Source organism: Methylobacterium cerastii, assembly GCF_022179125.1.
In the GTDB taxonomy this organism is placed as follows: Bacteria; Pseudomonadota; Alphaproteobacteria; order Rhizobiales; family Beijerinckiaceae; genus Methylobacterium; species Methylobacterium cerastii.
This window is the reverse complement of the sequence record NZ_BPQG01000018.1, coordinates 27523-50375: the sequence shown is the minus strand read 5'-3', so window position 1 is coordinate 50375 and position 22853 is coordinate 27523. Positions and strand designations below refer to the sequence as shown.

Here is a 22853-nt window from a genome sequence, read left to right as displayed (position 1 = left end):
ACGCTGAGAACTTGCCTAAAATCGAGGCGTATCCCGTCGATTTCGTTCCTGCTATGTTCTATTGTAGACAGCTTTCACGCCGGGGCGCCCCCATCACGATGTCCGCACCCCGCCATGTGTCCGAACTCGAATCGAGCCCACGCCGGCTCGCCGCAACGACGCCGGCGCAGGACTCGGTGCGCGGACGGGGCGCCACCGCCAACCCGGACGGTCGGTTCGAGGCGATCCGGCGCGAAAGCCTGGACGACGGCTGGCCTTCCGACGAGCCCGGGCCGGTGCGACGGACCGAGGTGACGCTGGAGCGGGCGCGCGGGATCATCACGCGCAACACCTCGCCCGACATCCCGTTCGATCGCTCGATCAACCCCTATCGCGGCTGCGAGCACGGCTGCGTCTACTGCTTCGCGCGGCCGAACCACGCCTATACCGGATTGTCGCCCGGGCTCGACTTCGAGACAAAGCTCTTCGCCAAGCCGGACGCGGCGCGCCTGCTGGAGCGCGAGCTGTCGGCGCCGGGCTACGAGGCGCAGACCATCGCGCTCGGCACGGCGACCGACCCGTACCAGCCGATCGAGCGCGAGCACCGCATCACAAGGGCCGTGCTGGAGGTGCTGGCACGCCTGCGCCATCCCGTCGGGATCGTGACGAAATCCAACCTCGTCACCCGCGACATCGACATCCTCGCCGGGATGGCCGAGCGGAACCTCGTGAAGGTCGCGGTCTCGGTGACGACCCTCGATCCGGTGCTGTCCCGGAAGATGGAGCCCCGCGCGCCGCATCCGCGCAAGCGCCTCGAGGCGATTCGTGCGCTCAGCCAAGCCGGCATCCCGGTGATGGTGATCGTCGCGCCGATCATCCCCTCGCTCAACGACCACGAGATCGAGGCGATCCTGACCGAGGCGCGCGCCTGCGGGGCGCGGGAGGCCAACCACGTGCTGCTGCGCCTGCCACACGAACTGAAGGACCTCGTCGCCGACTGGTTCGCCGAGCACTATCCCGGGCGACAACGTCACGTCTTCTCCCTGATCGCACAGGCCCGCGGCGGCCGCGAATACGACGCCACCTTCGGCAAGCGCATGACCGGGGAGGGCGCCTACGCCGACCTGATCGCGACGCGGATGCGCCTGGCGAAAACGCGGCTCGGCTACGCGAAGGCGCGCATCACCCTCGACGCCTCAGCTTTCGCCAAGCCGGGGGAGCAGTTTTCGCTGTTGTGACGGGAGGCGAGGGGGCCGCGTTTTCCCCCATTCGGGCACAGGATTCGCACGCTTCCGCTTCTGGCGCTCGCCTTGCGCGCATCTCCTCTCCCCGCGCGCGGGAAAGGGCTTTGCCGACCTCGTCGTCGGCAAAGCGAGGCGGCAGCCGACGGTGAGGGGGCTGCAACGGAGGAACCCTATCCGTCGCCCCCATCACCGCCGCTTCGCCTGCGCCTGCGCTACCCGGCTGCACGACAAGGTGCAGCCGGGCCTCTCCCCGCACGCGGGGAGAGGGGAACCCGTGCCAGGTTCGGCATCGCCGAAGTCTCACGGAGAGGGGACGGGCACCGCTGCGACATCCTTCGCAAGCCCCGTCCCACTGCCGCCCTCGCCGTACCCCCGCGTAAAACTGAGCCGGTGGTGCGGGCTGCGGCCGTGAGCTTTCAGGCCGGCGAGGTGCACGGGGGCGCCGTAGCCGACGTTGCGCTCCCAGCCGTAATGCGGATGGCGCCGGGCGAGCACCCGCATCAGCCCATCGCGGAACGTCTTGGCGACGATCGAGGCGGCGGCGATCTGCGGCACCGCGCCGTCGCCCCCGACGATGGCGCGGCAGGGCTGCGACAGGCCCGGGACGGCGTCCCGCCCGTCGACCAGCACCGGCGCGTCGAGGGACAGCTTCAGCACCGCCCGGCGCATGGCGTCGAGGGTCGCGACGCGAACGTTGACGCGGTCGATCAGCGCCCGCGAGCCGGCAGCCACCGCGACGCGCGCATGCGCTCGGATCAGCGGCGTCAGCGCCTCGCGCAAAGGCTCCTTGAGGCGCTTGCTGTCGTCGAGGCGGGCGAGCAGGTCCGGTGGGATCGTGACGGGGTCGAACCACACCGCTGCGACCACCACCGGGCCGCACAGGGCCCCGCGCCCGACCTCGTCGCAGCCGATGACGGCGGGATATTCGGCGGCGCGGGCGGGATCGAAGGGGGGCACGGGGCGGGTCGCGTCTCCACGGGGCCGCGACCCTTCGCATTCCTCGTTCGGCCCGTCACCCCGTCAGCCGAGCAGCGCCGCCTCGGCGCCTGCCGGCAGGGCGAGGTCGGCGGCGTGGGCGTGCGCGCTCTCGATGTTGCCGAAGAACTGGCGGGCGCTCTCGGCCCATGTCCGCCGCAGCGCCTCGGCGCGGCATTGGGAGCGCGGGATGCGTAGGGCGGCCAAGCACGCCGTCCGCAGGTCGGCGTCGAGCACGCCGGCGCCGGTCCCGGCGACGACGTCGAGGGGGCCGGTCACCGGGTAGGCCGCCACCGGCAGGCCGCAGGCCATCGCTTCGAGCAGCACGATGCCGAAGGTGTCGGTGAGGCTCGGGAACACGAACACGTCGGCGGCGGCGTAGAGGGCGGAGAGTTCCGCGCCGGTGCGGGTGCCGAGGAAGCGCGCCTGCGGGTGGGCGGCCGCGAGCCGGGCGCGGTCCGGCCCGTCGCCGACCACCACTTTGCTGCCGGCCAAGTCCAGGCCGAGGAAGGCGGCGACGTTCTTCTCCACCGCCACGCGGCCGACGAACAGGAAGATCGGGCGCGGCAACCCGTCGAGCGCCTTGGGCGGCGGCGCCTCCGGCTCGGCCGGGCGGAACAGCTCGGTGTCGACGCCCCGCGTCCAGCGCATCAGGTTGCGGAAGCCGCGGCCGGCGAGTTCGTGTTCGAGGGAGGCGGTGCTGACCATCGTGCCGCTGGCGGCTCGGTGGAAGCGCCGCAGCCAGGCGTAGCTCCACGCCTCCGGGATCGGCGCGCGGGCGGCGAGGTATTCGGGAAAACGGGTGTGGTAGCTGGTGGTGAAGGGCCGGCCCTTGGCGATGCAGAGCCGGCGCACCGCGTGGCCGATGGTGCCCTCGGTGGCGATGTGCACGTGGGTCGGGTCGATCCGCTCCCAGGCCACGCCGATGCCGCGGGCGCCGGCGAGGGCGAGGCGGATCTCGGAATAGCCCGGCATCGGCAGCGAGCGGAAGTCGCGCGGGGTCAGGAAGAACGGCTCGAAGCCGCGCGCGGGGGCGGCCTCGGCCATGCGCTCCAGCGAGCGCACCACGCCGTTGACCTGCGGCGCCCAGGCGTCGGTCGCGACGAGCAGCCTCACGCGACGGCCCGGCGGTCCGGCGCCGGAAGCGCCGCACGCTCGGCCTCCGCCGCGCGGGCTCGGAGGATGGTCGGATAGTGCAGCACCTCCATGCGGCCGTCGTAATGCTCGACGAGGGCGGTGCAGGATTCGACCCAGTCGCCGGTGTTGAGATAGCGCAACCCGTCGATGTGCCGGTCGGCAGCGTGGTGGATGTGGCCACAGATCACCCCGTCGGCGCCCTGGCGCCGGGCCTCGTCGGCGAGGAAGGTCTCGAACGCGCCAATGAAGTTGACCGCGTTCTTCACCTTCAGTTTCGCCCAGGCCGAGAGCGACCAGTAGGACAGGCCCAGGCGCCGGCGCAGCTTGTTCAGGCCGGTGTTGACGAACAGCGCGACGGTGTAGGCGCCGTCGCCCAGGTGGGCGAGCCAGCGGGCGTGGCGCACCACCATGTCGAACTGGTCGCCGTGGATCACGAGGTAGCGCCGCCCGTCGGCCGCCTCGTGGATGCGGCTCTCGGCGATCTCGATGCCGCCGAAGGTGGTGCCGATGTAGTCGCGCAGGAACTCGTCGTGGTTGCCCGGCACGTAGACCAGGCTCGAGCCCTTGCGCACCTTGCGCAGCAGCTTCTGCACCACGTCGTTGTGCCCCTGCGGCCAGTACCAGCCCGAGCGGAGCTGCCAGCCATCGACGATGTCGCCGACGAGGTAGAGCGTGTCGGCGTCGTAGTCCTTCAGGAAGTCCAGCAGCAGCCCGGCCTGGCAGCCACGGGTGCCGAGGTGCAGGTCTGAGAGGAACAGGCTGCGGACGCGGGTCGTCCCTTCCGTGTCGTCGGCCACGAGCATCTCCCGGCGGTCTTCGGCCGAGCCAAACCGGAAACGCGTCTCAGTTTGATGACGGTGGCGTCCGTTCGATGCTGCGATGCAGCAAGCAACACGAAGGTCCTTCGCGCGATTGTTGCAGTGCACGACAATTTTTTTTCGCCATCCGGGAAGTTTTTCCAGTTTTGCTTGTGAGGCTTCGGTGTCCATAATGGACGCAAAGCGATCACCTGCCGAAAGGCGGGCGCCGGAGACGGCCAAGGGATCGCCGACCCGGGCGGCCGGCCTTGCCTTCGTGGCGGGGCGGCCGGATGGGTCGACTTGAATCGTGGCCCGGGGCGGGACGACGGGGAGGACAGTGCCGAAGGTCGTCGGAATTCCGGCGTGCAGGATCCGCGTCGAGCGGCTTGCGCGCCGGGCACGGCCGACGCAAGGAAGACGAAGGCTATCGGAGGCGACCGGCATGGATCCATGCCGCGACCGCGAGCGGTGCAAGACCGTTCCGCCGCTCCGCATCGCCCGGCGATGCGACCGACCGACGACGCGGAAGTTCCGCGCGGGACAGCCATCCCGCGCGCTTCCGGCCGCGCCGGTTCGGCACACCGCTCGCCAGAACGCCCACGGATCACCACACGCCCATGCGCCGCCTGCCGGCGCATCGTTCCTGACGCCGGCTTGCCGGCCAACGTATCTTGGTAATCGGAGGACACACCCATGGCTGCAACGCGGCGCCCCGGACGCAACCACCTTTTCATTCCCGGCCCGACCAACATCCCGGACCGCGTGCTGCGCGCGATGCACGTCCCCTCGGAGGACCACCGCTCGCCGGACTTCCCGGCGCTGGTGAAGCCCCTGTTCCAGGACGCCAAGATCGTGTTCGGCTCCGAGGCCGGCACGATCATCTTCTATCCGTCCTCCGGCACCGGCATCTGGGAATCGGCGCTCGCCAACACCCTCTGCCGCGGCGACAAGGTCCTGACGGCCCGCTACGGCCAGTTCAGCCACCTCTGGGTCGACATGGCCCAGCGCCTCGGGCTCGACGTGATCGTGCAGGACGAGGCCTGGGGCACCGGCGCGGACCCGGAGAAGATCGGTGAGGCCCTGCGCGCCGACACCGACCACAAGATCAAGGCCGTGATGGTCGTCCACAACGAGACGGCGACCGGCGTCACCAGCGACATCGGCGCCGTCCGCAAGGCGATCGACGCCGCCGGCCACCCGGCGCTGCTGTTCGTCGACGGCATCTCGTCGATCGGCTCGCTGCCGTTCAAGATGGACGAATGGAAGGTCGACTGCGCCATCGCCGGCTCGCAGAAGGGCTTCATGCTGCCGGCCGGCCTCGGCGTGCTCTGCGCCAGCGCCAAGGCGATCAAGATCTCCGAGGGCGGCGGCGCGGGCGGCAACGACCGTCTCGGCCACGTCTACTTCGCCTGGTCGGACCAGCTGAAGCAGAACCCCACCGGCTACTTCCCCTACACCCCGCCGCTGCCGCTGCTCTACGGCCTGCGCGAAGCTCTGACGTGCATCCGCGAAGAGGGCATCGACAACGTCTACCACCGCCACCACGTGCTCGCCGAGGCGACCCGTCAGGCCGTGGCGGCGTGGGGCCTGAAGACCTGCGCCAAGGAGCCCAAGTGGAACTCCGACACGGTGACGGCGATCCTGGCGCCCGAGGGCGTCGACGCGGCCAAGATCATCAAGCACGCCTACGACCGCTACAACCTCTCGCTGGGCGCAGGCCTCAGCCAGGTCGCGGGCAAGGTGTTCCGCATCGGCCACCTCGGCGACCTGAACGAGCTGTCGCTGCTGGGCGCGATCGCCGGCGCCGAGATGGCGATGATCGATTGCGGCGTGCACGTCACGCCGGGCTCGGGCGTCGCGGCGGCGTCGAGCTACCTGCGCGAAAACCCGCTCTCCCGCGGCTGACGACGAAGGCCATCGCGCGGGGGCGGCGACGCCCCCGCGCACACCCGGACGAGAGGGGATCATCTCGAACTGGATCGGGATCGCCGCGGCCGACGCGTCGCGGGCTTGAGACTCGATCCGGCCGTCGCATGAAAGGCGTTCCATGACGAAGAAGATCGTATTCCTCGACCGCGAGTCCCTCGACGCCACGGTCCGGCCGTTCAACTTCCCGCACGACTACAAGGAATACGATTCGACCTGGACGCCGGAGGAGATCGTCTCCCGGCTGGCCGGCGCCGAGATCGCGCTGATCAACAAGGTGCCGATGCGCGCCGACACGTTGAAGCAGCTCCCCGACCTCAAGCTCATCGCGGTCGCCGCCACCGGCACCGACGTGGTCGACAAGGCCCAGGCCAAGGCTCAGGGCATCACCGTCGTCAACATCCGCAACTACGCCTTCAACACCGTGCCCGAGCACGTCATCGCGCTGATCTTCGCCCTGCGGCGGGCGATCGTGCCGTACGCCAACTCGGTGCGCCGGGGCGATTGGAACAAGTCCACCCAGTTCTGCTACTTCGACTACCCGATCCACGACATCGCCGGCTCGACGCTCGGCATCGTCGGCTACGGCGCGCTCGGCAAGTCAATCGGCCAGCGGGCCGAGGCGCTCGGCATGAAGGTCATCGCCTACGACGTCTTCCCGCAGGAGGGCCTCGTCGACTTCGAGACGATCCTGACCCAGTCCGACGTGATCACGCTGCACGCGCCGCTCACGCCCGAGACCCGGAACATGATCGGCGCCGAGCAGCTGGCGAAGATGAAGAAGCACGCCATCCTCATCAACACCGCTCGCGGCGGCCTCGTGGACGAGGCGGCGCTCGCCGAAGCGCTCAAGGCCGGCACGATCGGCGGCGCCGGCTTCGACGTGGTGGTGCAGGAGCCGCCCAAGGACGGCAACATCCTGTGCGACCTCGACCTGCCGAACCTCATCGTCACGCCGCACGTGGCCTGGGCGAGCAAGGAGGCGATGCAGATCCTGGCCGACCAGCTCGTCGACAACGTCGAGGCCTACGTCGCCGGCACGCCGCAGAACGTGGTCTAGGCCCCGAAGCGCGTCGGAAGTCTCACCGCGGGGCCGCAAAGCGGAGCCCGGAAGCTAGACACGCAGGGATTGTTCCAACCGTCCGCATCCGCGGCTCTGGATTCTGGACTCGCCTTCGGCGCCCCGGAGTGACGTCGCGGGGGAGGGCGCCCGAACCTCGAATTCAACACCAAACGCCAGCCGCGCCGAGACGCGGACGAGAGGACGCACCATGAAGAAGCTTCTGTTCCTGTTCGACACCGATGCGATGCCGTCCGTGTTCGACACGGTCGTCGGGTACGACGGCGGCGCCGACCACATCACCGGCTACGGAGGCGTGACCCCGGAGAACGTCGGGGCGCTGGTCGACGGCACGATCTACACCCGCGGCGGCTCCGAGAAGAAGTCGACGGCGATCTTCGTCGGCGGCGGCAACATGGCGGCCGGCGAGGCCGTCCTCGCCGCGGTGAAGAAACGCTTCTTCGGCCCGTTCCGCGTCTCGACCATGCTCGATTCGAACGGCTCGAACACCACCGCCGCAGCCGGCGTCGCATTGGTGGCGAAGGCCGCAGGCTCGCTCGAAGGCAAGAAGGCCGTCGTGCTCGCCGGCACCGGCCCCGTCGGCATGCGCTCGGCCGCGCTGCTGGCCAAGGAAGGCGCCGAGGTCGTCATCGCCGCCCGGCAGTTCGACCGGGCACAGGCCGCGGCCGACGCCGTCAACAAGCGCTTCGGCGTCGCCGTGACCGCGGCCGCCACCCCCGACGAGGCCTCGCGCGCCGAGATCGTCAAGGGCAAGAACCTCGTGTTCTCGGCCGGCGCCATCGGCATCGAGCTGCTGCCCGAATCGGCCTGGAAGGACGAGGCCTCGATCGAGTTCGTGGCCGACTACAACGCCCAGCCGCCGCTCGGCTTCGGCGGCATCGACGCCATGGACAAGGGCAAGGATCGCCACGGCAAGAAGTCGTTCGGCGCGTTGGGGATCGGCGGCCTCAAGCTGAAGCTCCACCGCGCCTGCGTCGGGCAGCTCTTCGACAGCACCGAGCAGGTGCTGGACGCCGAGGAGATCTACGCCCTCGCCAAGAAGATGGCCTGAACAAAGGGAGTGGGGCGCATGGCCGAGCACGATACGATCGCCACCTTCCTCGACGGGCTGGCCAGCGCCGCCCCGACCCCCGGCGGCGGCGGTGCCGCCGCCATCTCCGGCGCCATGGGCGCAGCCCTGGTCTCGATGGTGTGCAACCTCACCATCGGCAAGAAGAAGTACGTCGAGGTCGAGGCCGAGCTCGAGGACATGCTCGCGCAGTCCGAGGCACTGCGGGCGCAGCTCACCGGCATGATCGCCGAGGACGTCGCCGCCTTCGACGCGGTGATGGGCGCCTACGGGCTCCCGAAGGCGACCGACGAGGAGAAGGCCGCCCGGGCGGAGAAGATCCAGGCGGCGCTCAAGGTCGCCACCGACGTTCCGCTCGCCTGCTGCCGCGCCTGCCGCGCGGTGATCGACCTCGCCGAGGTGGTGGCCGACAAGGGCAACCTCAACGTCATCTCGGATGCGGGCGTGGCCGTGCTCACGGCCCATGCCGGCCTGCGCAGCGCCGCCCTCAACGTCTACGTCAACGCGAAGGGCCTCGACGACCGCGACTTCGCGGACGCGCGCCTGAAGGAACTCGAAGGGCTGCTCGGCGACGCCGGCGACCTCAACGAGAAGGTCTACGACGTGGTCAAGGCCAAGGTGAACTGAGGCGCGTCCGGGTCGGCGGCGTTCTCACGGAAGCCGTCGATCCGATGCCGCGTGGTTCGCGACCCGTCTCGGCCGCGATATGCTGCGTCGCAGCAAGCACAATCCAAGCATTCCTTCGCCGATCAAGGCGAACTCAACGAGAATGCAAAAAAATTTGATGCGGCATCGGCCTCCCCCAAAGTAAAATGAGGGCGTAGAACCGTATCGAAGAACAATACGGAAGGAGGCGCCCGATGGACGTGCACGAGTACCAGGCCAAGGAACTGCTCGCGAGCTTCGGCGTCGCGGTTCCCAAGGGTGCCGTCGCCTTCAGTGCCGACCAGGCCGTCTACGCGGCGACCGAGCTCGGCGGCTCGTTCTGGGCGGTGAAGGCGCAGATCCATGCCGGCGCCCGCGGCAAGGCCGGTGGAATCAAGCTGTGCCGGACCTACAACGAGGTCCGCGACGCAGCCCGCGAGCTTCTCGGCAAGCGCCTCGTCACCCTGCAGACCGGCCCTGAGGGTAAGCCGGTGCAACGGGTCTACGTCGAGACCGCCGACCCGTTCGAGCGCGAGCTCTACCTCGGCTACGTCCTCGACCGGAAGGCCGAGCGCGTCCGCGTCATCGCCTCGCAGCGCGGCGGCATGGATATCGAGGAGATCGCGGCGAACGAGCCCGAGGCGCTGATCCAGGTGGTGGTCGAGCCGGCCGTCGGCCTGCAGCAGTTCCAGGCGCGCGAGATCGCGTTCCAGCTCGGGCTCAACATCAAGCAGGTCTCGGCCGCGGTGAAGACGATCATGAACGCCTACCGGGCGTTCCGCGATTGCGACGGCACGATGCTGGAGATCAACCCGCTCGTCGTCACCAAGGACGACCGCGTGCTGGCGCTCGACGCCAAGATGTCGTTCGACGACAACGCGATGTTCCGGCGTCGCAACATCGCCGACATGCACGACCCGTCCCAGGGCGACCCGCGCGAGGCCCAGGCCGCCGAGCACAACCTCAGCTACATCGGGCTCGAGGGCGAGATCGGCTGCATCGTCAACGGCGCGGGCTTGGCCATGGCGACGATGGATATGATCAAGCACGCGGGCGGCGAGCCGGCGAACTTCCTCGACGTCGGCGGCGGCGCCTCGCCTGAGCGCGTCGCCACCGCCTTCCGCCTCGTCCTCTCGGACAAGAACGTGAAGGCGATCCTCGTCAACATCTTCGCCGGCATCAACCGCTGCGACTGGGTCGCGGAGGGCGTGGTCCAGGCGGCCCGCGAGGTGAAGATCGAGGTGCCCCTGATCGTGCGGCTGGCCGGCACCAACGTCGAGGCCGGGCAACGCATCCTCGCCGAGAGCGGGCTCGACCTGATCACCGCCGAGACCCTGTCGGACGCCGCGCGCAAGGCCGTCGAGGCCTGCGACGGCACCAAGCACTGACGTCCGTGAGATAAGCGAAGGAACCCGCCATGAGCATTCTCATCGACGAGACCACCCCGATCATCGTCCAGGGCATCACCGGCGACAAGGGCACCTTCCACGCCAAGGAGATGAAGGAGTACGGCGCCAACGTCGTCGGCGGCGTCACCCCCGGCAAGGGCGGCAAGACCCATCTCGGCCTGCCGGTGTTCAACACCGTGAAGGACGCGGTCGAGGCCACCGGCGCCACCACCTCGATCACCTTCGTCGCCCCGCCCTTCGCCGCGGACGCGATCATGGAGGCGGCCGACGCCGGGCTGAAGCTGGTCTGCTCGATCACCGACGGCATCCCGGCCCAGGACATGATGCGGGTGAAGCGCTACCTGATGCGCTACCCCAAGGAGCGCCGCACCATGGTGGTCGGCCCGAACTGCGCCGGCATCATCTCGCCCGGCAAGTCGATGCTCGGCATCATGCCGCCCCACATCTACCTGAAGGGCAACGTCGGCGTGATCTCGCGCTCGGGGACGCTGGGCTACGAGGCCGCCTCGCAGATGAAGGCGCACGGCATCGGCATCTCGACCTCGGTCGGCATCGGCGGCGACCCGATCAACGGATCGTCCTTCCTCGACCACCTCGCCCTGTTCGAGCAGGACCCCGAGACCGAGGCCGTGCTGATGATCGGCGAGATCGGCGGCCCGCAGGAGGCCGAGGCCGCGGCCTGGATCAAGGCGAACTTCTCCAAGCCCGTGATCGGGTTCGTCGCCGGCCTCACCGCGCCGAAGGGCCGCCGCATGGGGCATGCCGGCGCGATCATCTCCGCCACCGGAGACAGCGCCGCCGAGAAGGCCGAGATCATGCGCTCCTACGGCCTCACCGTGGCGCCGGACCCGGGCTCGTTCGGCGACACCGTGGCCGAGGTGATGCGCCGGGCGGCGTAACGCTCGACGCGCGAACCTGAAAGCGCGAGTTCCCTCACCCGTCCGGTGAGGGACAGGATGAGGGGGATGCCCTCTCCGGATGGACCTGCATCCCTCACCCCAACCCTTTCCCGCACGGGAGAGGGGGCCGCGCGGTGCCACCCCCGCCAGAACGACATCCGCCCCAGGTGGCTTGATCCGATGCCAAAGACCCTCCACGCGTCCCTCAGCCATGCCGAAGAGAACGCCTTCGCGCCGCCGGTGATCACCGGCACCTCGTCGAAGGAGGCGCTCGACATCCTGTTCCACGCGCTGCTCGACGTGGCGCGCCGGCACGAGCCCGAACTCGAGGCGGTGCTGCACGGAACCGCCGACATCTCGACCTTCACGCCCGAGATGCTGGCCCGCGCCCTCCAGGTGCAGGGCATCTGGTTCCAGCTGCTGTCGATCGCCGAGCAGAACGTCGCCATGCGCCGGCGCCGGCACGTCGAGCGCACGGAAGGCCGCTCGGCCCTCGGCGGTTCGTTCGCCAAGGTGCTGGCCGAGGCCTCGGCGAGCGGCATCCCCGCGCATCAAATCCATGCGCTGCTGAAGGACCTGCGCATCCGCCCGACGATCACCGCCCACCCCACCGAGGGCAAGCGCGTGACCGTGCTGGAGAAGTTCCGGCGGATCTACCTCGTGCTGCGCGAGCTCGAACTGCCGCGCTGGACCACGCGGGAGCGCAACGGCCTGATGAACGAGCTGCGCGACCAGATCGAGCTCGTCTGGATGACCGGCGAGCTGCACCTGGAGAAGGCCACCGTCGAGCGCGAGGTCTCCTGGGGCCTGCACTTCTTCGACGAGACCCTGTTCGAGATGCTGCCGGAGGTGGTCTACTCGCTCGAGGAGTCGCTGGCGCAGTACTACCCGGACGAGAAGTTCGAGGTGCCGGCCTTCTTCCAGTTCGGCTCTTGGATCGGCGGCGACCGCGACGGCAACCCCTACGTCACCGCGAGCGTCACCCGCGAGACGCTGAAGTGGAACGCCCTCGCCTCGCTCAAGCGCTACCGCGACGGCGTGCTGCATCTCGGCCGTGTGCTCTCGCTCACCGAGCGCTCGATGCCCGTCCCCGAGACCTTCCGGGCCGAGCTCGCGCGGGCTTTGTCCGAGAGCGGCGACGCCAAGGCGATCGCCGGCCGCAACCCGGGCGAGGCTTATCGCCAATACCTGTCCTGCATCCTGCGCAAGCTCGAGGCGACGATCCGGCGCAACGAGGGCGGCCGCGCGAACGGTCCGGACTACCCGAGCGCCGACGGCCTGATCAACGACCTGCGCACCCTGGAGCAGGGACTCTCGGACGCCAAGTGCACCTCGCTCGCCACCGACCTGGTGCGGCCGGTGCGGCGGATGGTGGAAATCTTCCGATTCTCCACCGTCCGGCTCGACCTGCGCGAGAACACCACCCGCACCACCAAGACCCTGCACGCGCTCTATGCCCGCCAGAACGGCGGCAAGGCGCCGCCGGACCTCGACGCGCCGGAATGGAAGGCCTGGCTCGTCGCCGAGCTGGCGCGACCGCGGACCGGCGAGACCTCGTTCGAGGGCCTGCCGGACGACGCCCGCGAGACCCTAGCCACCTTCGCGCTGGTCGGCGAGATGCGCGACACCCTCGACCGCGAGGCCTTCGGCGCCTTCGTCCTGTCGATGACCCGCTCCGTCCCCGACATCCTCGGCGCGTACCTGCTGGCCAAGGAGGCCGGGCTCTACCTCGACGCGGCCGGCACCGAGATCTGCCCGCTGCCGATCGTGCCGCTGTTCGAGACCATCGAGGATCTGCGCGCGGCGCCTGCGATCATGAAGGAGCTGATCGCCGTCCCGGTGGTGCGCCGCTCGACCCGCTGGCAGGGCGGCGTGCAGGAAGTGATGATCGGCTACTCGGATTCGAACAAGGACGGCGGCTTCGTCGCCTCGAACTGGGAGCTGTACAAGGCGCAGTCCAAGCTGACGGCGCTCGGCAAGGAAGCCGGCGTGCCGATCGCCTTCTTCCACGGACGCGGGGGCTCGGTAAGCCGCGGCGGCGTGCCGACCCAGCGCGGGATCGACGCGCAGCCGCCTGGCTCGATCAACGGCCGCTTCCGCACCACCGAGCAGGGCGAGGTGGTCTCGTTCAAGTACGCCAACCGCGGCACCGCCGCCTACCAGATGGAGCTGCTCGCCGCCTCGGTGTTCGAGCACGCGCTGCAATCCGAGCGGCAGCGGGCGAACCAGCCCCGCCACGAGTTCGACGACGCCCTCGAGGCGCTGTCGGGCGCCTCGCGCGCGGCCTACGTCAACCTTCTCCAGGCCGACGGCCTCGTCGACTACTTCCAGTCGGCGAGCCCGCTGGACGAGATCGCGCTGCTCAACATCGGGTCGCGACCGGCGCGCCGCTTCGGCGCGAAGTCGCTGAGCGACCTGCGCGCGATCCCCTGGGTGTTCGCCTGGGCGCAGAACCGGCACGTGGTCACCGGTTGGTACGGCGTCGGCTCGGGCATCCGCAGCTTCCTCGACGTGCGCGGCGACCCGGGCGAGGCGCTGCTCAAGCGCCTGTTCCAGGAATGCCGGCTGTTCCGGCTGATCCTCGACGAGGTCGAGAAGACGCTGCTGATGGTCGACCTCGGCATCGCCCGCGACTACGCCGGCCTCGTCGCCGACCCCGAGATCCGCGAGCGCATCTTCGGGATGATCGACGCCGAGTACGCGCTGACGCGCGAGATGGTGCTGCGGATCACCGGCGGCCGGGAGCTGGCCGAGCGCGCGCCGCTGTTCCGCGACAGGCTCACCGGACGCCTGCCGACGATCAACCAGGTCGGCCGCGAGCAGGTCGAACTGCTGCGCCGCTTCCGCGCCGAGGCCGACGAAGACAAGCGCGAGGCGGTGAAGTCCGCCCTGCTGCTCTCGATCAACTGCATCGCCGTCGGCTTCGGCGCCACCGGCTGAAAACGTTCCGCCGGGCCTGTCGCGCGGTGCGACGCGGCCCATGTTGAAACACGACGCGCGGGCCCCTTAGCTGCGCCCGCGCTCCGACGACATCCACCCCATCAGGAGAGACCCATGAGCTTCACCCTCGTCCAGCAGGCCACCCCGCGGCTCCACCGTTCCGAGCTCGCCGTGCCCGGCTCGAACCCGACCTTCATGGAGAAGTCGGCCACCTCGAACGCCGACGTGATCTTCCTCGACCTCGAGGATGCGGTCGCGCCGGACGACAAGGAGAAGGCCCGCACCAACATCATCGCAGCCCTCAACGACATCGATTGGGGCACGAAGACCATGATGATCCGCATCAACGGTCTCGACACCCACTACATGTACCGCGACGTCGTCGACATCGTCGAAGCCTGCCCGCGCCTCGACATGATCCTGATTCCCAAGGTCGGCGTGCCGGCCGACGTCTACGCGATCGACGTGCTGGTGACGCAGATCGAGCAGGCCAAGAAGCGCGAGAAGAAGCTCGGCTTCGAGGTGCTGATCGAGACCGCGCTCGGCATGGCCAACGTCGAGGCGATCGCGACCTCCTCCAAGCGCCTCGAGGCGATGTCCTTCGGCGTGGCCGACTACGCCGCCTCCTGTCGCGCCCGCGCCCAAGTCATCGGCGGCGTGAACCCCGATTACAGCGTGCTCACGGACAAGGACGAGAGCGGCAAGCGCGAGACCCATTGGCAGGACCCGTGGCTGTTCGCCCAGCAGCGCATGCTGGTCGCCTGCCGCGCCTACGGCCTGCGCCCGATCGACGGCCCGTTCGGCGACTTCTCCGATCCCGACGGCTACACCTCCGCTGCCCGCCGCTGCGCGTCGGCCGGCTACGAGGGCAAGTGGGCGATCCACCCCTCGCAGATCGACCTTGCCAACGAGGTGTTCACCCCGTCCGAGGCCGAGGTGACCAAGGCCCGCCGTATCCTCGTGGCCATGGAAGAGGCCGCCAAGGCCGGTCGCGGCGCCGTCTCGCTGGACGGCCGCCTGATCGACATCGCCTCGATCCGCATGGCCGAGGCGCTGATCGAGAAGGCCAACGCGATGTCGGCCAAGTAAGGACCGCAGACGTCGATCAATCCGCGGCCGCTCCGGACCATCCGGGGCGGCCGTCCTCGTTTTCGGCACCGGGCGCAAACCCGGCCGTTGTCGATTGGTATCCCCGCCGACCCCGCGGGGACGACGCGCCCCGGCCTGGCGGCGCCAACAGGGAGTGAACACCATGCACGTCACCATCGAGCAGGCGGAAACCGCGATCACTGCCGCGAAGGCCAAGGCGACCGAGCTCGGCACCCAGATGTGCATCGCGGTCGTTGATTCCGGCGGAAACCTGAAGGCGTTCTACCGGATGGACGGCGCCTGGGTCGGCTCGATCGACATCGCCCAGAAGAAGGCCAAGACCTCGGTGTTCTTCGGCATGATGACCGGCCAGATCGGCGCGCTGTCGCAGCCGGGCAAGCCCCTCTACGGCATCGAGCACTCGAACGAGGGGCTGATCACCTTCCCCGGCGGCATCCCGATCGTCGACGCGGACGGCGAAATGTCGGGCGCCATCGGCGTCAGCGGCTCGACCGTCGAAGACGACCACGCGGTGGCCGAGGCCGGCGCCAGCGCGATCGGCAAGACCGCGCTTCCGGCCCACCCCTGGCGGACCTGATCCCAGCAGGCGGCGCCGCCCTTCTTAAGAAGGGTGGCGCCGTCGAAGACGATGCATTGTTTTTCGGCCGCGCGATGCCTGCATTTCGAGCTTGAAGATTTGAAAAAATCGATGGATGCTGTCGATCGTCAGGTCCAGGCCGACGGCGAACAGTCGTCGGCCGGACAAATCGAGGCTCCCTTGCGTGAGGCTCCTTTGCGCGAGGATCCCTTGCGATGGTGCCTTCGCCGCGCAGGTGCCTCCGCTCGACCGTCGAGGCGCGACCGATGGGACCGTTCCGTTCGACCTTCGCCTTGACCCTCCTCGTCGCCCTTGGGCTGGCGGCTTCGCCCCAGGGCGCCCGCGCCTGCGGCGACGGCGAGGCGCCGACGTCCTGTGGCGACGTCGGCGCGGAAGCGAGCGCCAAATGGATGCTAAAGCACGTGGTCGCGGCGCTCGCGGCCGACAAGCCGGCGGCGCTCGCGCATTTTACCAAGGGCGAGGCGGGATTTCGCACCGCGGACACCTACGTGTTCTGCGTCGGGCCGGACGGGGTGATGAGCGCCCACCCCAACCCGGTCCTGCAGGGCCAGAACGTGCGCGACCTGCACGACAGCGACGGCACCTACTTCATCCGCACGATGATGGAGACGGCGGCGCCGGGACAGGTCTCAGCGATCCGCTACCTTTTTCCGAAGCCGGGCAGCACCGTCGCGCTTCCGAAGACCACCTACTACACCCGCGCCGGCGACCAGGTCTGCGGCGTCGGGATCTACGAGTCGGATGCGGCCGCGCCGACGGACAGCCCCGGCGCTCGCGCCGCCCACCTACGCGACCGGCTGGACGGCGCGATGCCGCCGGCGCTGCGTGCGGACTGGAGGGCCTTCCTCGAAGCGCTGAACGCCGAGGCCGGCGCGAAGGCGGCGGCGATGGAGAAGGCGCGCGCCGGGCTGCAGGCGGCGCAGGCCGCCCTGGCGCCGCCCACGACGACGCCGGACGACTGATCCGCGCCTCGGCAGGCGGCTCGCACACCAACGGTTAAGCCTGTCGACCTATCACCGAACCTCCCCCAAGCGTCGTGCCGGGAGAGGCGCCGTTGACCCGTGACCAAGTCGCCACCGCACTCCGGCGCCTCGCCGCCTCGCAGGTCGAGGACATCGAGCGCGCCGTCAAGGACGGCCACAAGACCATCGCTTTGAACGAGCTGGCGGACCTGAACCGCCAGCTCAAGGCCTTCGCCGCAGCGCTGAAGAAGGCGCCGATCCGCGCCTGACGCCCGGCTACCAGCGCGGACCGCCCCATTCGCGATCCGGGATGTCGGCCGGCGGACGCGGCGGATGGTCGTAGAACACCGGCCGCCGCCGTGGACCCTCGTCGTAACCGCCGGGCTCGTCGCAGACGCGAACCCGGCGCAAAACCTCCTCGCCGTACGCGTAGATTCGGCGCTTCACGAAGCTGCGGCAGCGTTCGGGCGGCTCGAAGTCCGGCCCGACCGTGAAGTGCGGGCGGCGGAACGTCGGCGGGGGAGGCGGCTCGCGATACGCGGGCTCGGCGTATTCCGGCGGGCGCGGCGGGTAGGGGCCGTCGAAGTCCGCGGCCCGCGCGGCGGTGGCGAGGCCCTGGCCGGCAAGCGCCAAGGCGCAGAGCCCGGCCAGACGAAAACGGAGAAGCGACACGACATGTCCTCGCGGAGTGCGTGGCCGGCGGCCATCGAAGTCCGGAGGATGATCGCCCGAGTCTGAACCGTGCGCGAGCGCGTGGGTCGGCAACCGTTCAGCTTCGGCGGACGCCGGTCACAGGTCCCTCGGCACCGTTCCGCGCACCGCGCAGCGCCACTTCGCGACGTGGAGCTCGGGGTGGGCCGCCTGCCATTCGGCCAGCACGCTCTGGGCGTGCCGCAGGCAGATGAACGGGTTGGTGCCCTGGTAGGACATCGGGATCTGGTCGTCGTGGCACTGCGTCGGTTGCGACAGCAGGCAGGCGGACAGCAGGATCAGCATCGGCGGGGCGTCCTCGCATCGTCCCGGCTCCGTGGCCGGGTTGCGCCGACCTTAAGGCGCCGCCGCGGCACGGCAAACGGAGATATCTCGCGGCGCGCCGACGCGAATCACCGCATGTCCAGCGCGGCTCATCCGCCCATTCGGAGGCTCGCCTTCACGTATCCCAATGCGTCGCCTGATCGAACGTGGGTCCCCTCTCCCGTTCGGGGAGAGGGGACCGCGATAAGTGACCTGCGATCCAGTCGCCTCGGCGGACGCGTTCGACGCGGTGTGAATGCGGCATGCCCCTCCATGTGAGGGGCCGCGCTTCAAGCCGCCGCCCAGATCTCGCCCTTGGCGATCGTCGCGAGGTCGCCGGAGTAGCGGCGGAGCGGGCCGGCGGCGATCTCGGCGTGGCGTGGACTTAGGCGCTGCAGCGAGCGCGCCAGGAGGCGGAGGAAGACGAGGTCGTGGGTGCCGGTCTCGACGAAGGTCGGCGTCAGGCGGCCGTGGCTGCCGAGAAGGAGGGTGCCGCGGCGCATGCCGAAGCCGGGGTGGTCGCCGACGGAGCCCGCCGCGATCGTTCCGGCGATCATCCGCGAGCCGGCGTGGTCGCCGGCCCGCTCGACGAGGATCAGCCCGCGCCGCATGCGGTCGCCGAGGTGGCGGCCGGCCGTGCCCTTGACGATCAGCGTCGCGCCGTCGAGCCCGGCCTTGGCCGCGTAGACCGCGCCGCCGGCATGGTCGCCGGCATCGCCTTCGATCGTGATGGTGCCGCCGGTCGCGCCGGTGCCCGCATACGGGCCGGCGTTACCGGTGACGGTGAGCGTGCCGCCGGCCATGCCTTCGCCGAGGCGCTGCCCGACATCGCCGACGACGCGGATCGTGCCCTGGCCGAGCGCGGCCCCGACGCGGTCGAGGCGCTCGTGACCGCCCTCGATGGTGAGGCTGTCGCCACCGTCGAGCGACACCTGGAAGCAGTCGCCGAGGACGAGGCCGCGCCGGGTGGTGCCGATCGGCAGGCGCTCGGCCTCGCCTTGCGACAGCGCGGCCAGGGTCGCGGGGGCGATATTGAGGAAGTCGAGGCGCTCCGGGGGGGCCTGCCGCAGGGAGAGGACGCTCACGCTTCGGTCTCCTTCACGGCAGGATTCTTTTCAAGCAGATCGCGAAGGCGATAATGGTGCCGCCCGAGGTTGCCGCCGTAATTGCCCGCGGTGATCGCCACGAGTCCGTGCTGCGCGCCGACCTCGGTCGCCGCGTGCAGCGCCGCCCGCATCGAATCGGAAACGCCCTGAGAGGTCAGCGCGTCGATGACGATCTCCAGCACCACGCCGCATTCGGCCGGCAGCGCCGAGCCGGCCCGGCCCTTCAGCGTCGGGCAGTAGGCGTCGTTGGTCGAGGCCATCATGCCCTTGGTGCGGGCGCCGACCTTCGAGCCGGAGCGGACGATGCCGCCGGGGAAGGGCAGGATCGCCCCGGGGATCGCCTTCGCGGCCTCCACGGCGACCTCGGCCACCTTCAGGGTCTCGGCGTGGTTGCGGCCGAGGAACAGCAGGTTGCCGCCGCCGACCGCGCCGTCGACCGCGCGCACCGAATCCTCGCACAGGAACTCGCCGTCCATCACCGGGATGCGCCAGTAGCGGCGCATCTTGCCGGTGTGGTCGGGCAGGCGCTTGGCGATGGCGAAACCGTCGCCAAAGTAGCGGATCGCGCCGCCGAGCTTGATCTTGGTCGGCCCCTCGACGCCGGCGAAGCATGCGGTGCCGGGGCAGGTGAGGATGCACTGCCCGACGCGCTTCAGGAGCTGCTCCTTCAGCCCGTTCGGCTCGAAGCCGAACAGCAGGATGCGCACGCCCGGGCGACCGTCCGGCGTCTCCTCGGGCGAGAGCTCGGCGTCGATCCCGGCCTCGGCGCCGCAGCCGATCACCGAGGTGGCGAAGCCCGTCATCGTGGTGGCGGCGATCATCGCCCATTTCGCGGTGTCGTTGGTGACGACGATCGCGGTGCCGGCGACGTCGAACGCCTCCGCGAAGGTGTCCTCGACGCGGATGCCGTTGAGGGTGAGGTCAGACATTCGGGTTCAGGTCCCTCACGCGAAGCCGCTCGTTCATGCCCGGCATGCCACGTCCTCGAACACCTCGGCCTCGGGGAAGGCCGCATCCGGGACAGTGAAGCTGTCGAGGCCCTGGCCGAACCGGTCCTGCAGGTAGGCGTCGGTGCGGCGCTCCATCGCCTTGTCGGACTCGACGACGAGCGAGAGCGAACGGCCGACATGCCAGTTCACGATTTCGCCGTCCTCGACGATCGCCACCCCGTCCTTGAGCACGAGCTTGGCGCTCGCGAACATCGCGGTGCGGTTCTTGTCCTCGCGGTAGACCGCGATGTCGGCGCGCGCGCCGTCGCGCAGGTGCCCGCGGTCGGCGAGGCCCAGCAGCTTGGCCGGCCCGGAGCGCGTCAGCTCGGCGATCTCGGAGAAGGAATACTCGCGCTCGATCTCGGGCAGCGAGGAGCGCTCGTGCACCACCTTGGGCAAGGTCGCGATCTCGCGGTCGCGCTCCTCCTTGTCCATCAGCAGGTGGATGATGCGCGGGTAGGCGGTGAACGGGCCGCCGTTCGGGTGGTCGGTGGTCAGGATCGTGCGCTCGGGCTCGTTCGAGAGCAGCATGATCTCCAGGCCGATCGCCCATTGCAGCGAGCTCGTGGGCCCGCGCGGCTTGTAGAGGAACGGCACCACGCCGCCGCCCTCGGCGTCGCCCGCGTTCAGCACCCACTTCTTCGGGTTGGCGCCCTTGCGGCCGCCGAACTGGCGCAGGATGTCCATCGAGACGGTGACGGTCTGGCCGAACACCACCTGCCCGATGTCGAGCGTCGCGTGCGGGTTCGCGTGCATCGCATCGACGATGCGGCGGGCGGCTGAGCGGAAGCCGCCGGTGCCGGGGTTCGCCGGGTCCGCGGCGCCGTAGGCGTAGAACTGCGCGTGGGCGAAGTGGATGCGCCGGCCTTCCGCCGCCTCCAGCGTCTCGACGAAGCTGTCGTCGGCGCCCGGCAGGCCGAGGTTGTTGCAGTGGACGTGCAGCGGGTGCGGCACGCCGATCTCCTCGACCGCGTCGAGAAGCGAGCCCATGATCTTGCGCGTCGAGAGCCCGTAGACCGGGATCTCGTCGTCGAGGCTGAGCTTCAGCACGCCGTCCTTGAAGGCGGAGGCGCCGCCAGCGTTGATGCACTTGACGCCGAGCGCCCGGCTCTGTGCCACGTTGAGCGCCACGAGGTCGCGGATCGCGTCCTTGCTCTCGCCGTCGCGCAAGAGTTGCAGCAGCTGGTCGTCGTTGCCCATCACCGCGAGCGCGCCTCGGTCGAGGAGCGGGATGTCGGCGAGCTCGAGCTGAGTCGCCAGCGCGTGGGTCGGCGGCATCGCCGGCTCGACGGCGGTGGTGTAGCCCATCTTGGCGTAGGCGGCGCCGATCCAGGCCGCCGCCCCGCCGGCATGGGCGAAGGGGTGGCCGTTCGGCGCCGTCTCGCTGACGTAGAGGTCCGGCAGCAGCAGCCGCGAGGTGATGACGTTGCCGCCGGCGATGTGCGAGTGCACCTCGACGCCGCCGGCCATCACCACGCAGCCCGTCGCGTCGACGGTGCGGTCGGGCGTCCGCTCGGAGGGGGCGACGACGCGACCGTCCTCGACCCAGACGTCGCCGACGCCGTCGCGGCCGGCCGTGGGGTCGACCACCCGGCCGCCCTGGATCCGGATCAGCATCAGGAATCCTTCCCAGCGATATGGTGTTCGATGCGCGCCAGCACGTCGGCGGCGGACGGGCCGCCGCCCGCGCCGGGCCGGTAGGTGAGGGCCGCGCGGCCCTCGTTCCAGAGGACGCCGCCCGCGCTTGCGCCGGGCACGCCCACCGCGATGACGATCTCGGCGGTGCCGGGCACGGCCTCGGGGCTGCCTTCGCCGACGATGGCGATCGAGGGCAGGGCGCCGAGCCAATCGGGGCGCGCGGCCGGGAGCGACGAGAGCCAGAGCGCGGCGTCGGCCTCCCCGGCCGAGACCTGGCGCACGGCGTCGAAGCGCCAGGGATCGTGCTCGGGCACCTTGCGGCCGAAGCCCGTGCGCGGGGCCTGACCCGTGGTCCAGGCCGAGACCTGGACGACCGCGCGGTCCTGGTCGGAATCACCGAGCGAGAGCGCGAAGCAGCGCGTGACCTCGTTCACGTCCCGCACCAGACCCTGCAACATCTCGACGCCGAGCTCGCCCAGCTCGGCCGGGTCGTACAGGACCACGCCGTACTGTGCGGCGTAGAGGGCGCGGGCGATCCCGTTGAGCGGCGACTCGTCCTTCAGGTGGCCCTTCGCGTAGGCGCGGAGCAGGGCGAGGTCGGAGGGCAGGGTCTCAGCGGAGGCGCCCCCGACGGAGAGCACCTGGCGGTCGGCTCCGGCCGCCCGGCCGCGCACCGGCTTGCCGCCGCGCAGGGCGGCAACGAGGGCGGAGGCTTCGGGCTTCGCGCCGACGACGAGCGCCACGTCGGCGCGCCCGCGCGCCTCGGCCGGGGTCGTCGTCATCGCACCGACGCGGGCGAGCGCGCCGAGGTCGGCATAGGTGCCGGCGGCCCCTTGCGTGTCGAGGGAGGCGCCGATCGTGCCGGCGAGGCGGTAGGCTGCGCGAATCGCGGCGACGTCGGCGTTCAGGCCGGCGAAGACCGGTGCGTGCGCGGCGGCGAGCAAAGCGGCGGCGGCCGCGATGGCGCCCTCCGCATCGGTCGCGTCACCCTTCACCCAGGCTGTCATGCGTCCTCACCCGAACCGTTTCTGGAGGCGTCGCAGATCGTCGCCGTAAGACCGGGGAGGACGGCGGAAAAGCCGTCGAAGCCGGAATGGCCTGCCCGAACGGGATGCGATCCCGCCCAGGCGGCACTCGGAATGCCTGCGCTGGAAGGCACGTTTGCATCGCTCGCACGCCGCAGGCAACCCTTTGCCCGCGATTTGCGGGCGCCCGGCTCCGTCAGGCGGTTGCCCGGCGGGGCGCCTCCATGGGAGAAGCCGGCTTCCGCGCGGACCATTCCTGGAGGTTCGGAGCGACGACAGGGCGAGGCGGCGTGGCGAAGGCGGCAGG

The 22853-nt window shown here is 70.1% G+C and carries 21 protein-coding genes; 12 read left to right on the top strand and 9 right to left on the bottom strand.

Translation table 11 applies throughout. The annotated features are described in order from the left end of the window. Window positions 1-98: 98 nt before the first annotated feature. Window positions 99-1217 carry a PA0069 family radical SAM protein gene (locus MFF13_RS07055; RefSeq protein ID WP_147832371.1) on the top strand — a complete coding sequence of 373 codons (1119 nt, stop codon included), beginning with the start codon at window positions 99-101 and terminating at the stop codon, window positions 1215-1217. Window positions 1218-1523: 306 nt separating this feature from the next. Here MFF13_RS07055 and rnhB read toward each other — a convergent pair whose 3' ends face one another. From rnhB to MFF13_RS07040, 3 genes are all read right to left on the bottom strand, one after another. Next, the gene (gene rnhB / locus MFF13_RS07050; RefSeq protein ID WP_238271602.1) at window positions 1524-2180 is read right to left on the bottom strand and encodes a ribonuclease HII; all 657 of its coding nucleotides are present in this window, start codon (window positions 2178-2180) and stop codon (window positions 1524-1526) included. Between the two features lie 63 nt (window positions 2181-2243). Beyond that, a complete protein-coding gene (locus MFF13_RS07045; protein ID WP_147828295.1) occupies window positions 2244-3314 on the bottom strand; it encodes a glycosyltransferase family 4 protein in 1071 nt (356 codons plus the stop codon). Then, window positions 3311-4132 (bottom strand): UDP-2,3-diacylglucosamine diphosphatase, encoded by an 822-nt coding sequence (locus tag MFF13_RS07040; RefSeq protein WP_238271599.1) that lies wholly within the window; start codon window positions 4130-4132, stop codon window positions 3311-3313. Before MFF13_RS07040 ends, MFF13_RS07045 begins: the two co-directional genes overlap by 4 nt. A gap of 696 nt (window positions 4133-4828) precedes the next feature. Between MFF13_RS07040 and MFF13_RS07035 the strand changes: the two genes are divergently transcribed. From MFF13_RS07035 to MFF13_RS06985, 11 genes are all read left to right on the top strand, one after another. Further along, entirely contained in the window at window positions 4829-6040 is a 1212-nt protein-coding gene (locus tag MFF13_RS07035; RefSeq protein WP_147763491.1) for an aminotransferase class V-fold PLP-dependent enzyme, read from the top strand. 142 nt (window positions 6041-6182) lie between these two features. Further along, the gene (locus tag MFF13_RS07030) at window positions 6183-7121 is read left to right on the top strand and encodes a D-2-hydroxyacid dehydrogenase (protein WP_147750975.1); all 939 of its coding nucleotides are present in this window, start codon (window positions 6183-6185) and stop codon (window positions 7119-7121) included. A 211-nt stretch (window positions 7122-7332) separates the two neighbouring features. After that, a complete protein-coding gene (locus MFF13_RS07025; protein ID WP_147750976.1) occupies window positions 7333-8193 on the top strand; it encodes an NADP-dependent methylenetetrahydromethanopterin/methylenetetrahydrofolate dehydrogenase in 861 nt (286 codons plus the stop codon). 18 nt (window positions 8194-8211) lie between these two features. After that, window positions 8212-8838: a methenyltetrahydrofolate cyclohydrolase gene (fchA, locus tag MFF13_RS07020; protein WP_147828292.1), complete on the top strand. Its 627-nt coding sequence runs from the start codon at window positions 8212-8214 to the stop codon at window positions 8836-8838. A gap of 233 nt (window positions 8839-9071) precedes the next feature. Then, on the top strand, window positions 9072-10244 hold the full coding sequence (locus tag MFF13_RS07015; protein ID WP_147750978.1) for a malate--CoA ligase subunit beta: 1173 nt from the start codon (window positions 9072-9074) through the stop codon (window positions 10242-10244). Window positions 10245-10273: 29 nt separating this feature from the next. Further along, window positions 10274-11164, top strand: coding sequence for a succinate--CoA ligase subunit alpha (gene sucD, locus MFF13_RS07010; protein ID WP_147750979.1), 891 nt, complete (start codon window positions 10274-10276; stop codon window positions 11162-11164). 180 nt (window positions 11165-11344) lie between these two features. Further along, the gene (locus tag MFF13_RS07005; protein WP_147828291.1) at window positions 11345-14104 is read left to right on the top strand and encodes a phosphoenolpyruvate carboxylase; all 2760 of its coding nucleotides are present in this window, start codon (window positions 11345-11347) and stop codon (window positions 14102-14104) included. A 114-nt stretch (window positions 14105-14218) separates the two neighbouring features. Then, window positions 14219-15193: an HpcH/HpaI aldolase/citrate lyase family protein gene (locus tag MFF13_RS07000; RefSeq protein ID WP_147763488.1), complete on the top strand. Its 975-nt coding sequence runs from the start codon at window positions 14219-14221 to the stop codon at window positions 15191-15193. 163 nt (window positions 15194-15356) lie between these two features. After that, window positions 15357-15791 (top strand): GlcG/HbpS family heme-binding protein, encoded by a 435-nt coding sequence (locus tag MFF13_RS06995; RefSeq protein ID WP_147750982.1) that lies wholly within the window; start codon window positions 15357-15359, stop codon window positions 15789-15791. 266 nt (window positions 15792-16057) lie between these two features. Next, a complete protein-coding gene (locus MFF13_RS06990) occupies window positions 16058-16774 on the top strand; it encodes a cache domain-containing protein (RefSeq protein ID WP_147828289.1) in 717 nt (238 codons plus the stop codon). A 92-nt stretch (window positions 16775-16866) separates the two neighbouring features. Next, complete coding sequence (locus MFF13_RS06985; protein ID WP_187273587.1) at window positions 16867-17043, top strand: hypothetical protein; 177 nt, start codon at window positions 16867-16869, stop codon at window positions 17041-17043. 7 nt (window positions 17044-17050) lie between these two features. Here the strand turns inward: MFF13_RS06985 and MFF13_RS06980 are convergent, their stop codons facing one another. The 6 genes from MFF13_RS06980 to MFF13_RS06955 form a co-directional block, all read right to left on the bottom strand. After that, window positions 17051-17446: a hypothetical protein gene (locus MFF13_RS06980; RefSeq protein WP_147828288.1), complete on the bottom strand. Its 396-nt coding sequence runs from the start codon at window positions 17444-17446 to the stop codon at window positions 17051-17053. A gap of 117 nt (window positions 17447-17563) precedes the next feature. Then, the gene (locus tag MFF13_RS06975) at window positions 17564-17770 is read right to left on the bottom strand and encodes a hypothetical protein (RefSeq protein WP_147750985.1); all 207 of its coding nucleotides are present in this window, start codon (window positions 17768-17770) and stop codon (window positions 17564-17566) included. Window positions 17771-18078: 308 nt separating this feature from the next. Then, complete coding sequence (locus tag MFF13_RS06970; RefSeq protein WP_147828286.1) at window positions 18079-18873, bottom strand: formylmethanofuran dehydrogenase subunit C; 795 nt, start codon at window positions 18871-18873, stop codon at window positions 18079-18081. Beyond that, window positions 18870-19823, bottom strand: coding sequence for a formylmethanofuran--tetrahydromethanopterin N-formyltransferase (gene fhcD / locus MFF13_RS06965; protein ID WP_147750987.1), 954 nt, complete (start codon window positions 19821-19823; stop codon window positions 18870-18872). The genes MFF13_RS06970 and fhcD overlap by 4 nt, the downstream gene beginning before the upstream one ends. A 33-nt stretch (window positions 19824-19856) precedes the next feature. Next, window positions 19857-21500, bottom strand: a complete 1644-nt coding sequence (locus MFF13_RS06960; RefSeq protein WP_147828285.1) for a formylmethanofuran dehydrogenase subunit A — start codon at window positions 21498-21500, stop codon at window positions 19857-19859. Beyond that, window positions 21500-22528 carry a molybdopterin-binding domain-containing protein gene (locus MFF13_RS06955; protein WP_147828284.1) on the bottom strand — a complete coding sequence of 343 codons (1029 nt, stop codon included), beginning with the start codon at window positions 22526-22528 and terminating at the stop codon, window positions 21500-21502. The genes MFF13_RS06960 and MFF13_RS06955 overlap by 1 nt, the downstream gene beginning before the upstream one ends. Window positions 22529-22853: the final 325 nt, after the last annotated feature.